Source organism: Paracoccus sediminicola, assembly GCF_027912835.1.
Lineage (GTDB): Bacteria > Pseudomonadota > Alphaproteobacteria > Rhodobacterales > Rhodobacteraceae > Paracoccus > Paracoccus sediminicola.
This window is the reverse complement of record NZ_CP115768.1, coordinates 656,921-669,968: the sequence shown is the minus strand read 5'-3', so window position 1 is coordinate 669,968 and position 13,048 is coordinate 656,921. Positions and strand designations below refer to the sequence as shown.

The window sequence follows — 13,048 nt, the reverse complement described above, 5'->3', positions numbered from 1 at the left end:
CCTGAAAGCGCCGTCCGCGCCCAAGCTCAGCCGCTTCCTTCGGCGGAGCGGTTCAGGCGGCGGCGAACCGTGTCATGCGCTCGCGCAGCGCGGCGATCTCTGCCTCGTTCATGACCAGCCCCAGCTTGCTGCGCCGCCAGATGACATCCTCGACCGTTTCGGCCCATTCCTGCGTCACCAGCCAGTTCAGCTCTGCCTCGGTCAGCCCGCCGCCGAGCTGCGCGCCCGGCCCGTCGGCCAGAAATGTCTCTGCGTCCGTGCCATAGGCGCGGACCAGCCGCAGCGCCTGGGCATCGTTCAGCCAGTCATGCGCCGCTTGCAGCCGCGCCACCAGATCGCCGACGCCGTCGACCGGGAAATCTCCACCCGGCAGCGCCACGCCCGCCGTCCATTTGCCGCGCGCGGCGGGAAAGAAGGGTTCCAGCTTTTCCATCGCGCTTTCCGCGAGCCGGCGATAGGTGGTGATCTTGCCGCCAAAGACATTCAGCACCGGCGCTCCGCCCTCGTCATCATCGAGGCTCAGCACATAGTCCCGCGTCGCAGCCGTGGCCGAGCTGGCCCCGTCATCGTAAAGCGAGCGCACGCCGGAATAGCTCCACACGATCTGATCGGGGGTGATCGGCTCGGCGAAATAGCGGCTGGCGAATTCGCAGAGATATTCGGTCTCGTCGCCGGTAATCTCGGGATTGCCGGGATTGCCTTGGTGATCGGCGTCGGTGGTGCCGATCAGGGTGAAATCCTGCTCGAAGGGGATGGCGAAGATGATCCGGCCGTCAGGCCCCTGGAAGAAATAGGATTTCTCGTGGTCATAGAGCTTGCGCACGACGATGTGACTGCCCCGTACGAGCCGCACGGATTCGCGGCTGTCGAGATGGGCCACGTCGCGGATCACATGCCCGGTCCACGGCCCCGCCGCATTCACCAGCGCGCGGGCGCGATGGGTCGCGCGCTCGCCCAGGGCGGTCTCGGTCTCGATGCGCCACAGATCGCCCTCGCGCGCCGCCTCTATCACGCGGGTCCGGGTGTGGATCTCGGCCCCGCGCGCCTGCGCGTCGCGCGCGTTGAGCACCACCAGACGCGCATCCTGCACCCAGCAATCGCTGTATTCATAGGCCAGCTCGGTGCCGGGTTTCAGCGCTGCGCCCGCCGGATCGTCGGTCAGGTCCAGTTCGCGCGTTGGCGGCAGCAGCTTTCGCCCCCCCATATGGTCATAGAGAAACAGCCCGAGCCGGATCAGCCATGACGGACGCCGCCCCTTCAGCCAGGGCATGACAACCCGCAACAGCCGCGAGGTCGGGGTGGTCGATTCAAAGCGCATCTCGGGCAGGATCGGCAGCACGAAGCGCATCGGCCAGCTGATATGCGGCATGGCGCGCAGCAACAGCTCGCGTTCACGCAGCGCCTCGCGGACCAGCCGGAACTCGAAATATTCCAGATAGCGAAGCCCGCCGTGAAACAGCTTGGTCGATCGCGAAGAGGTCGCCTGCGCCAGATCGTCCATCTCGGCCAGACGCACGGTCAGTCCGCGCCCGGCGGCGTCGCGGGCGATGCCGCATCCGTTGATGCCGCCTCCGATGATGAAAAGATCGACGGGCTCGTTCACTGGCAAATCTCCACAAATTCTCCGCAAGGAACGCGATAATGCGGGGAATGTCAAAGCCGCGAGGGCTGTTCGGGCGGTGCTTCGGACCGTTTGGCTTTCATTGGGTTTGACGCTGCTAGGGTCAACTCGCGCAATTGCGACTTGCCGAGCCCCCCGCCCTGCATGACATAGTGATCCGACCCCAGCCAAGACAGCGAATGACATTGCTCCTGCCCCAATTCCCGCCCGCCATGCCGCGCGCCCTGGCACGGCTGATCGCCGCAGCGGCGCTGACGGTCGTGATCCCGTCCCAGATGTCGGCACAATCGGGGCCGCCGGGCGGGCGCGGCGCGGCCGGACCGACCGAGGTCGGGGTGATGGCGGTGCGCCGCGAGCCGGTGCCGGTCACCGTGGAACTTCCGGGCCGCGCTGTCGCCTATCAGCGCGCCGCAATCCGCCCCAAGGTCGGCGGCGAGATCACCGCCATCCCTTACGAGGCCGGTGCCGAGGTCGAGGAAGGCACCGTTCTGTTCCAGCTTGAGGACGAAACGCTCGCCGCCGAGCTGACCGCGCGAGAGGTCGCGGTGTCGTCCGCCGAGGCGGCGCTCAGCGGGGCGCAGGCCACGGTCGATCGCTATCGCCAGCTCAGCGGTTCGGGCGTCAGCCGGGCCGAGTTCGAACAGGCCGAGGTGGCGCTTGCCGCGGCAGAGGCAGCGCTCGGCGCGGCAGAGGCACAGCGCGATCTGGCGCGGCTGGCGCTGGCCAGGACGGAAATCGTCAGCCCGATCCGCGGCGTGGTCTCGGTCAGCCCGTTCAGCGTCGGCGATATCGTCAGTTCGGGTCAGGCCGATGCGCTGACCGAGGTGGCGCAGATCGACCCGATCTATGTTGATGTGTCGGAATCGCGCGCGCGCATTCTGCGCTATCAGCAGCGCATGGATGAAGGAGACATGCAGCGGCTCGGCGCGCCGACGGATGCGCGGCTGGTGCTGGAAACCGGCGAGGCGTATGACCGGCCCGGCCGCGTGCTCAGCCCCGGCGCCGAGGTCTCTGCGACCACCGGAACGATCCCGATCCGCCTGCAATTTCCCAACCCGGATCGCCGCATCCTGCCCGGCCAGTTCGTCAGGGTGACGCTGACCGTGGGCAGCGTCGACGCGGTTCTCGTGCCGCAGCGCGCCACCAGCCGGGCCGCCAGCGGTGAACTGACCGCTTTCGTCGCTCGCGACGGGGTGGCCGTGGAGGTTTCGCTGACCGAGACCGGGGTGCATGAGAATGGCTGGATCGTCACGGAGGGGATCGATGGGGGCGAGCAGCTGGTCCTCGACGGGCTCAGCAATCTGCGCGACGGGGCCGAGATCACCACAGTGCCGGTCACCATCGATGCCGAAGGCGTGGTGCGCGACGTCGAGGCCGATCCGCCCCAGAACGCAGCAGCCGATGCGGTCGCAGGAAGCGGCAGGGATGCCGGGGCGGCCCCCTCTCAAAGCCGCGCGACGCCGCAACCGGGCGGCTGAGCGATGGGGCAGTTCTTCATCCATCGGCCGGTCTTTGCCTGGGTGCTGGCCATCGTCACGATGCTGGTCGGTGTGTATAGCCTGATCGGTCTGCCCGTGTCGCAATATCCCGACATCGCCCCGACCACGATCCGCATTTCGGCGGCTTACTCGGGCGCGACGGCAGAGGCGGTGCAGAACTCTGTCACCACCCCCATCGAGGACGCGCTGACCGGGATCGACGGGATGATCTATTTCGAATCCAGCTCGTCTCAGGGCCGCGCCTCGCTGGAGCTGACCTTCGACGACAGCGTCGATCCAACCGATGCGTTGAACGATGTGCAATCCAAGGTGCGCAGCGTGGAAAGCCGCCTGCCCTCGCCCGTGCAGTCGAACGGGGTCAGTGTCTCGCGCTCGACTTCCTCGATCCTGATGGTCGGTTCGCTGGTGTCGACAGATAACCGCTATTCGACGGTCGAGCTGGGCAACATGCTCGAAGAGATCGTCGAGGGGCCGGTAAAGCGCGTCGCGGGCGTGGGCGGGATCAATGTGTTCGGCTCGGGCTACGCGATGCGGATCTGGCTGGACCCGTTCCGGCTGGCGCAATACAGCCTTCTGCCGACCGACATCACCTCGGCGGTGGCCTCGCAGAACTCGACCGTTTCGGTGGGCTCGCTCGGCGATCAGCCGGTGACGCCGGGCCAGCAATTCACCTCGACCATCACCGCGCAGAGCCAGCTGGAAAGCGTCGAGGATTTCCGCCGCATCCTGCTGAAGACCGGCGAGGATGGCGCCACGGTCTGGCTGGGCGACGTGGCCGATATCGGGATCGGGCAGGAACGCTATGGCTCGGACAGTCGCTTCAACGGGCTGAATGCGGCCGGGTTCGGGGTCAATCTGGAAACCGGCGCCAATGCGGTCGAGACGGCGCAGGGCGTGCGCGAGGTGCTGGCGGGACTGAACAATGCCCTCCCCGACGGGGTCGAATTGCGCGTGGCCTATGACACCTCGCCATTTGTCGAACTCTCCATCGAGAAGGTCTATCACACGCTGATCGAGGCGATCTGCCTCGTCGTCGGGGTGATCCTGATCTTCCTGCAACGCTGGCGGGCGACGATCATCCCGGTGATCGTGGTGCCGGTGGTGCTTCTGGGCACATTCGCGGTGCTGGCGACGCTCGGCTATTCGATCAACACGCTCACCATGTTCGCGATGGTTCTGGCGATCGGTCTGCTGGTCGATGACGCCATCGTCGTGGTCGAGAATGTGGAACGGGTGATGCGCGAGGACGGGGTCGGCCCGGCCGAGGCCACCGAGCGGTCGATGCGCCAGATCTCGGGCGCGTTGATCGGGATCGCGGCGGTGCTGTCGGCGGTGTTCCTGCCGATGGCCTTCATGGCCGGCTCGACCGGGGTGGTCTATCGCCAGTTCTCGGTGACGATCATCACCGCGATGGTTCTGTCGCTGCTTGCCGCGCTGATCCTGACCCCGTCCCAGACCGCGACCCTGCTGCGCCGCCACGAAGGCGAGATCGGGTTCGCCCCGGCGCGCTGGTTCAACCGCAATTTCGACCGGCTCGCCGATCTTTATGCGGCAGCGGTGGCGCGGCTGGTTCGCCGCCCGGTCATGGCGCTTCTGGTTCTGGCACTGATCGCGGCGGGGGGCTGGCAGCTTTTCAGCCGAATGAGTTCGACCTTCCTTCCGACCGAGGATCAGGGCGTTCTGATGGTGCGCATCTCGCTGTCCGAGGGCTCGACCTCGCAACAGACCCGCGCCGTGGTCGAGGAGATCGAGGATTACCTGCTCAACGACGAGGCGGCGGTCGAATCCATCTTCGGCGCGCTTGGCTGGGGCTTTTCCGGCAGCAGCCAGAGCCGCGCCATGCTGTTCGTCAAGCTGAAGCCCTTCGATGAACGCGCCGACCCGGAACTGGCCGCGGCCTCGGTGGCGCAGCGGGCCAATGCGCGCTTCGGCAATGACCGCGCCGGACGGATCAGCTTTCTGCAACCGCCCGCCATCCAGGGGCTCGGCAACCAGGCCGGGTTCAACATGTTCCTGATCGACCAGACGGGACAGGGAATCGACGGGCTGCGCGAAGCCTCCTCTGCTCTTGAAGCCGCGGCCGAGGCCGATCCAAGGCTGGCCAATGTCAGCGGCCGTGGCGACGAGGACGACGCGGCGCTGCGCCTGACCATCGACGCACAGCGCGCCGAGGCGCTGGGGTTGAGCCTCAACGAGGTGAACGGGATGCTCTCGGTGATCTTTTCGGGGCGCGAGGTGAACGACTTCGCGCTTGGCGCGACGCTGCGCCCGGTGATCGTGCAGGGCGATGCGGAATACCGGATGCAACCCGACGATCTGGAGGCATGGTATGCGCGCAATTCCGACGGCGAGATGGTGCCGTTCAGCGCGTTCTCCTCTTATCGGTGGGAGCCGGTCGCGCCCCGCCTGCAACGGTTCGAGGGCGCGGATGCGATCTCGATCTCGGGCGAGGCGGGGCCAGGCACCCCGTCGGGCGAGGCGCTGGACGCGATGGAAGAGCTGGTCTCCGAACTGCCGGGCGGCTTTGGCGTGGCCTGGACCGAACTCAGCTATCAGGAACGGCAATCAGGCAATCAGGCGCCCTGGCTTTATGCGCTGTCGGCGCTTGTCGTGTTCCTGTCGCTGGCGGCGATCTATGAAAGCTGGTCCGTGCCGATGGCCGTGATTCTCGCCGTGCCGGTTGGCGTGCTTGGCGCGGTGGCCGCGGCGCTGATCTTCGGGCAGCCCAATGACGTCTATTTCAAGGTCGGCATCCTCACCACTATCGGGCTGGCGGCGAAGAATGCGATCCTCATCGTCGAATTCGCCCGTGTTCTCGAACTGGAAGGCCGCGCCACCGCCGCAGCCGCAATCGAGGCCGCACGGCTGCGGCTGCGTCCGATCCTGATGACTTCCTTTGCCTTCATCCTCGGCGTGGTGCCTCTGGCAACGGCAAGCGGGGCCGGGGCCGCGGCGCAGAACTCCATCGGGATCGGGGTGATGGGGGGGATGATCGCGGCGACCTTTATCGGCATCTTCATGGTGCCAAGCTTCTATGTGGCGATCCGCAGCCTGTCCGGACCGCTGCGCGCCCCGCCGAAGCCCCGCCGGGACGAGACCGGACAGGCTATGCCGGGCGAATGAGGATGGCGCGGAAATCATTCACATTGGTCAGGGTGGGCCCCGGCACAACCTGATCGCCAAGCGCGCCGAAGAAGCTGTGCGCGTCATTTCGGCTCAGCGCATCTTGTGCATCAAGCCCGGCCGCAGCCGCGCGGGACAGCGTGTCAGGGGCGATCACCGCGCCGGCCACCTCGGCCGCGCCATCGACACCGTCCGTATCGCAGGCCAGCGCGTGAATGCCCGCCGCGCCGTTCAGCGCCATTGCGAGGGCCAGAGCGTATTCCGCATTCGGCCCCCCGACCCCGTCGCCGCGCCGTGTGACCGTCAGCTCTCCGCCGGAAAGCACCAGAAGCGGATCGTCCTTCGCGCCCATCTCGGCCTGCAATTTCAGCGCCAGCGCGGCATGTTGCGACGCCACCTCGCGCGCTTCGCCGTCAAGATCGTCACCCAGCATCAGCGTGGCATAGCCGTTGCCCTGCGCCTCTGCCGCCGCTGCGCCGAGCGATTGCGCGGGCGCTGCGACGACGCGGTTTTCGACCCGCGACAGCCGCGTGTCGCCGGGCGCGATCACCCCTGATCCCGCCGACAGAACCGCGCGGGCGCTGTCCGGCAGGGGGATTTTCCAGCGATTGACGATGGCCTCGGCATCTTCCGCCGTCGAGCCATCGCCGACGGTCGGTCCCGAGCCGATAATCGCGGGATCGTCGCCCGGCACATCCGAGATCATCAGCGCCAGCATCCGCGCCGGCGCCGCCGCAGCGGCAAGCTGGCCGCCCTTCACCCGGCTGAGATGCTTGCGCAGAATGTTCATCTTCCCGATCGGCGCGCCCGATTCCAGCAGTGCCGCGTTGACCGCCTGTTTTTCGGCCAGCGTCATCTCTCCGGCGGGCGCGCAAAGAAGCGCTGAGGCCCCGCCCGAGATCAGCGCCAGCACCAGGTCGTCCTCCGCCAGCCCCTCCAGCAGAGACAGCATCCGCCGTGTTGCCGCAACCCCGGCCTCATCCGGCACCGGATGGGCGGCCTCGACGATCTCGATCCCCTGCGTCGGTCGGCCATAGCCGTAACGCGTAATGACCAGACCCTCGCAGGGGGCCCATTCGGCCTCGACCGCCTCGGCCATGCGCGCCGACGCCTTGCCCGCGCCGATGACGACACAGCGCCCCGCCGGACGCTCGGGCAGGTTCGGCCCGATGAAGCGCATCGGGTCGGCCGTCTTGACCGCCCGGTCGAACAGCCGGTTCAGGAATTCGCGCTCGGACATTCTTTCCTCCGTCAGCCTGCGGCGCGACGGCGCCAGCCCTGCCAGATGGTTAACACGATCAGCGCCGCGGTGGCGATGACGAAGCCGCAGGCGATGGGCCGTTCCAGGAACACCATCGGATCCCCGCGAGAGATCAGCAGCGCGCGGCGCAGATTGGTCTCGATCAACGGCCCGAGCACAAAACCCAACAGCAGCAGGGCCGGGCTGAATTTCGCCAGTGCCATCAGATAGCCCGAAATGCCGACAATCGCGACCACGGCGATGTCGAAGCCGGATTCGCGCACCGAATAGACGCCCAGGCAGACAAAGATCAGGATCGCCGGATACAGATAGCGGAACGGAATTCGCAGCATCGAGACCCAGATCCCGATCAGCGGCAGGTTCAGGATCAGCAGCAGGAAATTTCCGATCCCGAAACTGACCACCAGCCCCCAGAACATCTCGGGCCGTGCCTCCAGCATCAGCGGGCCCGGCTGAATGCCGTGGATCACCAAAGCGCCCAGCATCAGTGCCATGATCGGATCGCCGGGGATACCCAGCGTCAGCGTCGGCACGAAGGCGGTGATCGCGGCCGCGTTATTGGCGGCTTCCGGTCCAGCGACGCCTTCCACCGCGCCCTTGCCAAACCGCTCGGGGCTGCGCGAGACGCGCTGCTCCATCGCATAGCTGAGGAAAGAGGACAGCGTCGAGCCGGTGCCGGGCAGCGCACCGAAAAACGATCCCAGCGTAGTGCCGCGCAGCACCGGCAGCGGCATCCGGCGCAGATCGTCGCGGCTCGGCATCATCTGGCGGAAGCTGACCTTCTGCGGCACACCGGTCCGCTCGGCATCGCGGATATTGCCGACGACCTCGGCCACCCCGAACAGCCCCATCGCCAGAGCGACAAGGTTGATCCCGTCCAGCAACTCGGTCTGGCCAAAGGTGAAGCGCTGCGCTCCGGAATTCACATCCGTGCCGACGCAGCCAAGGATCAGCCCCAGAACCACCATCGCAAAGGATTTGAGAGGCCGGTCAGAGCCGATGGTCGAGGCCGCGACCAGCCCGAGGATCATCATCGCTGCATAGTCCGCCGCCCCGAAGGCGGTGGCGGCGCGGCTCAGCCAGCCGGCCAGCACGACCAGCACCACGATGCCCAGAACCGAGCCTGTGAAGGACGACACCATCGACACGAACAGCGCCACCCCGGCGCGCCCCTGCTGGGCCAGAGGATAGCCGTCCAGCGTGGTCACCGCCGATTGCGGCGTGCCGGGCAGGCGCAGCAGGATCGAGGCCACCGCCCCGCCATATTGCGCGCCGTAATAGACCCCGGCCAGCATGATCAGCGCCGCCTCGGGGCTGATGTAATAGGTGATCGGCAGCAGCAGCGAGATCGCCGCCATCGCCCCGATCCCCGGCAACACGCCGATAAACGTGCCCAGCGTCACGCCGAGCAGGCAATAGATCAGCACAGCCGGTTGCAGGGCGACGCTGAACCCGTAGGCGATGCCTTCAAGCGCGGTCATGGATCAGGCCAGAGCGGCAGGCCCATTTGCAGGCCCAGTTCAAACACGACGAAGGTCAGCGCCGTGACCGACACGGCCAGCACCACGCGCCACAGCCAGCCCGGACGCGGCGCGGGGATCGAGGCGACCAGCACGGCGATGAAACAGGCCAGCACCATGCCCAGCCATTCCATCCCCAGCCCGAAGATCAGGATCGCGGCGATGACCGCGGCGAGATCGGAGAGGCGGATCGGGGCGGGCTCCGCCCCGCGCGACCAGGCCGGCACCGCGATGGCCGCACCGAGGGCGGCAAGCGCCACCCCCAGCACGGTCGGGAAGAACCCTGGCCCCATGGCGCGCAACGTCCCGAAATCCAGCCGCGCCCCGGCCCAGGCAGCCACGCCCAGCCCGATCGCGGCCAGCACGGCACCGCCCCAGATATCCGCCCAGTCCCTTTGCATCTGCCGGGGCTTATTCCGCCGCCTCGACCTTGTCGATCACCGCGCCCCACATCCCGGTGTCATCCGCGATACGCTGCGTCAGATCATCGGCGGAACCGCCCGCCGCCTGCCAGCCCATATCCAGAAGCTTCTGCTGAACCGTCTCATCCTGAAGGATTTCGTTGATCTCGGTATTGAGCCGCTCGATCACGGCCGCATCCATGTCGGCGGGCGCGATGAAGGCGTTCCACAGCTCGGCCTTAAAATCATCCGGCAGACCGGCGTTTCCGGCGATCACCGGCACGTCCGGGATCTGGCCGAAGGGCTCTGCCGATGTCACGCCCAGCATCTTCATGTTCCCGGCCTCGACATGGGGCAGCGCGGCAGAGGGCGCCATGAAGCCCGAATCGATCTCGCCGCCCATGATCGAGGTGGTGACCTCGGCATAGGCGGTGAAGGGGACATGCAGCATCTCGATCCCGGCCTCGCTGTTGAACAGCTCGGCGGTCAGATGCGCGCCCGAGCCCTGCCCGACCGAGCCGAAGCTGAGCGCGCCCGGCTCGGCCTTGGCGGTCTCGACGAAGCCGGCCAGATCCTCGATCTCGGACTCGCCCGAGACGGCCAGGACCAGCGGAGATGTCGCGATCAGCGCGATCGGCGCAATGTCGGCCTGCGGATCGAAGCCGGTATCGCCCATCATCCGCGCCGCCGTGGTCAGCGGCCCGTTGATCGAGGTGCCGATGGCGTGGCCGTCATCGGCATTGGCCAGCATCTGCTGGATGCCGATCACCCCGCCCGCGCCGGGCTTGTTCTCGATCACGATGGGCTGGCCCAGACGTTCCGCCAGAGGTTCCGTGATGATCCGGGCCAGCAGGTCGGGCGAAGATCCTGCCGGGAAGCCGACATAGACATGGACCGGCTCGGTCGGCCAGTCGGCATCCTGCGCGAAGGCCGGGAGGGCAAAGGCGGCAGCGCCGAGGATCAGCGTGGCGCGGCGGGTCAGGTGAAGGGTCATGATATGTCCTCTCTGTTGGATCAAAGGTCGCGCAGGGCCGGAAGCCCCACGCCGGTGGCATCGAAGCCGCCATCGGCGGCGATGGTCTGGCCGGTGACATATCCGGCCTTGTCCGAGCACAGGAACACGATCACCTCGGCGATCTCTGTCTCGGTGCCGTAGCGGTTCAGCGGGATCGCGTCGTGATAGGCGGCGCGGATCTCTGGCGTGTGAACGGCCAGCGCGAGCTTGGTGTCCACAGGGCCCGGCGCGACGCAGTTGGAGCGGATCCCCAGCTCGCCCAATTCGGCGGCCTGCTGGCGGGTCAGGTGGATCACCGCCGCCTTCGAGGTGCCATAGGCCACCCGCAGCGTCGAGGCCCGCAATCCGCTGATCGAGGCGATGTTGACGATGGCCCCCCGGCCCCGGCGCAGATGCGGGATCACGCTTTGAGAGGTCAGGAAAACCCCGTCGAGATTGGTCTCCATCACCCGGCGCCATGTCTGCATCTCGGTTTCACCCAGAGGCCGGAAATCCGCCACCCCGGCATTGTTGATCAGCGCATCCACCTTTCCGAATTCGCCAGTGACCTGCGCCACCATCGCCGCGACCTGCGACTCGTCCGAGACGTCGCAGATGACGGGCAGCACATTCTCCAGCCCCGCGGCGGCCTCGGCCAGCGCCTCTGCGTCGCGGTCGATCATGGCGACGCGTCGGCCCTCGGCCAGAAACAGCCTGGTGGTGGCGAGCCCGATGCCGCGCGCGGCGCCGGTAACGATGGCGTTGGACATTTCAGCCTCCCAGCAAACGAACGAGGAAAAGGGACATTTCCGGTGCGGCAGCGATCACGACCAGCCCGATCAGGCTGGCCAGCAGGAAGGGCAGCGCACCGCGCGCGACCTGCTCGATCCGCAGGCGGGTGACATTGGCGGCGACATACAGGTTGATCCCGACCGGCGGCGTGATCAGCCCGATGGCCAGATTCACCATGGTCAGCACCCCGAACCAGACCGGATCCCAGCCCAGTTCCCGCACCACCGGCATGAAGATCGGCAATGAGATGAACATCACCGTCACCGCATCCATGAACATCCCCGCGATCAGCAGGATCAGCATGATTACGATCAGGATCACCGCGCCGTTGTCGGACAGGCCCAGAAGGGCGGTCGAATAGCTGCCGACCAGATCCTCGACCGTGACCACCCAGCCGAACAGGCTCGCATAGGCCACGACCATCATCACCACCGCCGAGGAGGACGCGGCATCGCTCAGCGAGGCATAGAGCCCGCGCAGCGTCAGCGTGCGATAGACGATGCCCCCCACGCCAAGCGCATAGACGGTGGCGACAAGCGCCGCCTCGGTCGGGGTAAAGATGCCGGAATAAATCCCACCCAGGATCACCACCGGGGTCAGCAGCCCCCAGAAACTGTCGCGAAAACTGCGCCAGAGCCGCGTGCCATAAGGCGCCCCCGCATAGGGATCGGGGCTGAGCCGGTCCAGCGCCGCTCTGCCCTTGCCCTGTCCGCGCCCGGCCAGCGGCAGCACCGCCAGCATGGTCAGCCCCATGAAGGCGCCGGGAATGATCGCGGCGATGAACAGATCCGAGATCGAGGTTTCCGCGATCACCCCGAAGATCACCAGCCCGATCGAGGGCGGGATGACGATGGAAAACGCCGCCCCCGTACTGACCAGCCCGGCGGCGAAGGCGCGGGAATAGCCGTCCTCCTCCATGGCGCGGATCAGCATCGGGCCGATGGCCGCGACCGAGGCCGGGCCGGACCCCGACACCGCGCCCCAGAACAGGCAGACCACCGTGCCGACAACGCCCATCCCGCCGGGCAGGCTGCCGATCAGCACGCGGAAGAAGCGGATCATCCGCTCGGCGATGCCCAGCGAGCCCATCAGCGCGCCCGCAAGAATGAAGAACGGGATCGCCAGCAGCGAATATTTCGCGATGCCCGAGGCGATCAGATCGCCGGCAAGATCGAAGCCGAAGCCGATCAGCCACATCGCGTACAGCGCTGAGAGGCCCAGCGAAAACGCCACTGGCACGCCGATCGCCATCAGCAGGAAGAAGGCGATCACCATCTGGGTGCCGGCGGGGATGCTGGCGACGGTCTCAAACATCGGGCACCTCGGCGGGCGCGTCACCGGGGTCGTGGCGGCCTTTCCACGCATATTGCAGATAGCGGATCATGATCAGCGCGAATCCGAAAGGCACCGCCGCCTGATAATACCAGGCCGGGATCTGCAGCGCGTAGCTCTGCATCCCGTTGCCGATCAGATTGGTCAGCGCCTGCCAGGAAAACCACGCCGACATGAGCAGCAGCAGCACGCTCAGCGCGGTGGCCAGCAGGAACAGCGTCCGGCGCAGCACGCGCGGCAGGCTGTCGGTCAGAAGCGTCACGGCCAGATGCTCGCCCCGCCTTGCGGCGATGGCGGCGCCGAACACGGTCAGCAGCAGGAACCCGTTGGTCAGCAGCTCTTCCGAGGCCGCCAGCGAGTAATTCGTCAGATAGCGCACGCAGACATTGGCAAAACCCACCGCCGTCATGCCCAGAAAGATCACCGCGCAGATGATCTTTTCGGCCTCGTTCAGGATGAAGCGCATCCGGTCCCTTTCCGGCAGCGGGGCGGCCGACCGCCCCGC

At 66.9% G+C, this 13,048-nt stretch carries 10 protein-coding genes; 2 read left to right on the top strand and 8 right to left on the bottom strand.

The annotated features are described in order from the left end of the window. Positions 1 to 52: 52 nt before the first annotated feature. Positions 53 to 1,603, bottom strand: coding sequence for a glycerol-3-phosphate dehydrogenase (glpD, locus tag PAF18_RS03290; protein WP_271117212.1), 1,551 nt, complete (start codon positions 1,601 to 1,603; stop codon positions 53 to 55). A gap of 197 nt (positions 1,604 to 1,800) precedes the next feature. Between glpD and PAF18_RS03285 the strand changes: the two genes are divergently transcribed. Both PAF18_RS03285 and PAF18_RS03280 read left to right on the top strand, forming a co-directional pair. Continuing rightward, positions 1,801 to 3,099, top strand: a complete 1,299-nt coding sequence (locus PAF18_RS03285; RefSeq protein ID WP_271117211.1) for an efflux RND transporter periplasmic adaptor subunit — start codon at positions 1,801 to 1,803, stop codon at positions 3,097 to 3,099. 3 nt (positions 3,100 to 3,102) lie between these two features. Continuing rightward, positions 3,103 to 6,243: a multidrug efflux RND transporter permease subunit gene (locus tag PAF18_RS03280; RefSeq protein ID WP_271117210.1), complete on the top strand. Its 3,141-nt coding sequence runs from the start codon at positions 3,103 to 3,105 to the stop codon at positions 6,241 to 6,243. Here the strand turns inward: PAF18_RS03280 and PAF18_RS03275 are convergent. From PAF18_RS03275 to PAF18_RS03245, 7 genes are read right to left on the bottom strand one after another with little or no spacing between them, the layout of a single operon-like run. Further along, positions 6,227 to 7,483 (bottom strand): glycerate kinase type-2 family protein, encoded by a 1,257-nt coding sequence (locus tag PAF18_RS03275; RefSeq protein ID WP_271117209.1) that lies wholly within the window; start codon positions 7,481 to 7,483, stop codon positions 6,227 to 6,229. The genes PAF18_RS03280 and PAF18_RS03275 overlap by 17 nt on opposite strands. Positions 7,484 to 7,494: 11 nt before the next feature. Continuing rightward, on the bottom strand, positions 7,495 to 8,985 hold the full coding sequence (locus PAF18_RS03270) for a tripartite tricarboxylate transporter permease (RefSeq protein WP_271117208.1): 1,491 nt from the start codon (positions 8,983 to 8,985) through the stop codon (positions 7,495 to 7,497). Beyond that, positions 8,982 to 9,425, bottom strand: coding sequence for a tripartite tricarboxylate transporter TctB family protein (locus tag PAF18_RS03265; protein ID WP_271117207.1), 444 nt, complete (start codon positions 9,423 to 9,425; stop codon positions 8,982 to 8,984). Before PAF18_RS03265 ends, PAF18_RS03270 begins: the two co-directional genes overlap by 4 nt. A 10-nt stretch (positions 9,426 to 9,435) precedes the next feature. Continuing rightward, positions 9,436 to 10,419 (bottom strand): Bug family tripartite tricarboxylate transporter substrate binding protein, encoded by a 984-nt coding sequence (locus tag PAF18_RS03260; protein WP_271117206.1) that lies wholly within the window; start codon positions 10,417 to 10,419, stop codon positions 9,436 to 9,438. Positions 10,420 to 10,439: 20 nt separating this feature from the next. Next, positions 10,440 to 11,189, bottom strand: a complete 750-nt coding sequence (locus PAF18_RS03255; RefSeq protein WP_271117205.1) for an SDR family NAD(P)-dependent oxidoreductase — start codon at positions 11,187 to 11,189, stop codon at positions 10,440 to 10,442. A gap of 1 nt (position 11,190) precedes the next feature. Then, complete coding sequence (locus PAF18_RS03250) at positions 11,191 to 12,525, bottom strand: TRAP transporter large permease (protein WP_271117204.1); 1,335 nt, start codon at positions 12,523 to 12,525, stop codon at positions 11,191 to 11,193. After that, entirely contained in the window at positions 12,518 to 13,009 is a 492-nt protein-coding gene (locus tag PAF18_RS03245; RefSeq protein ID WP_271117203.1) for a TRAP transporter small permease, read from the bottom strand. Before PAF18_RS03245 ends, PAF18_RS03250 begins: the two co-directional genes overlap by 8 nt. Positions 13,010 to 13,048: the final 39 nt, after the last annotated feature.

Coding starts and splice junctions, on each gene's coding strand:
- PAF18_RS03285 (WP_271117211.1), top strand. CDS start 1,801: ATGACATTGCTCCTGCCCCAATTCCCGCCCGCCATGCCGCGCGCCCTG.
- PAF18_RS03280 (WP_271117210.1), top strand. CDS start 3,103: ATGGGGCAGTTCTTCATCCATCGGCCGGTCTTTGCCTGGGTGCTGGCC.
- PAF18_RS03275 (WP_271117209.1), bottom strand. CDS start 7,483: ATGTCCGAGCGCGAATTCCTGAACCGGCTGTTCGACCGGGCGGTCAAG.
- PAF18_RS03270 (WP_271117208.1), bottom strand. CDS start 8,985: ATGACCGCGCTTGAAGGCATCGCCTACGGGTTCAGCGTCGCCCTGCAA.
- PAF18_RS03265 (WP_271117207.1), bottom strand. CDS start 9,425: ATGCAAAGGGACTGGGCGGATATCTGGGGCGGTGCCGTGCTGGCCGCG.
- PAF18_RS03260 (WP_271117206.1), bottom strand. CDS start 10,419: ATGACCCTTCACCTGACCCGCCGCGCCACGCTGATCCTCGGCGCTGCC.
- PAF18_RS03255 (WP_271117205.1), bottom strand. CDS start 11,189: ATGTCCAACGCCATCGTTACCGGCGCCGCGCGCGGCATCGGGCTCGCC.
- PAF18_RS03250 (WP_271117204.1), bottom strand. CDS start 12,525: ATGTTTGAGACCGTCGCCAGCATCCCCGCCGGCACCCAGATGGTGATC.
- PAF18_RS03245 (WP_271117203.1), bottom strand. CDS start 13,009: ATGCGCTTCATCCTGAACGAGGCCGAAAAGATCATCTGCGCGGTGATC.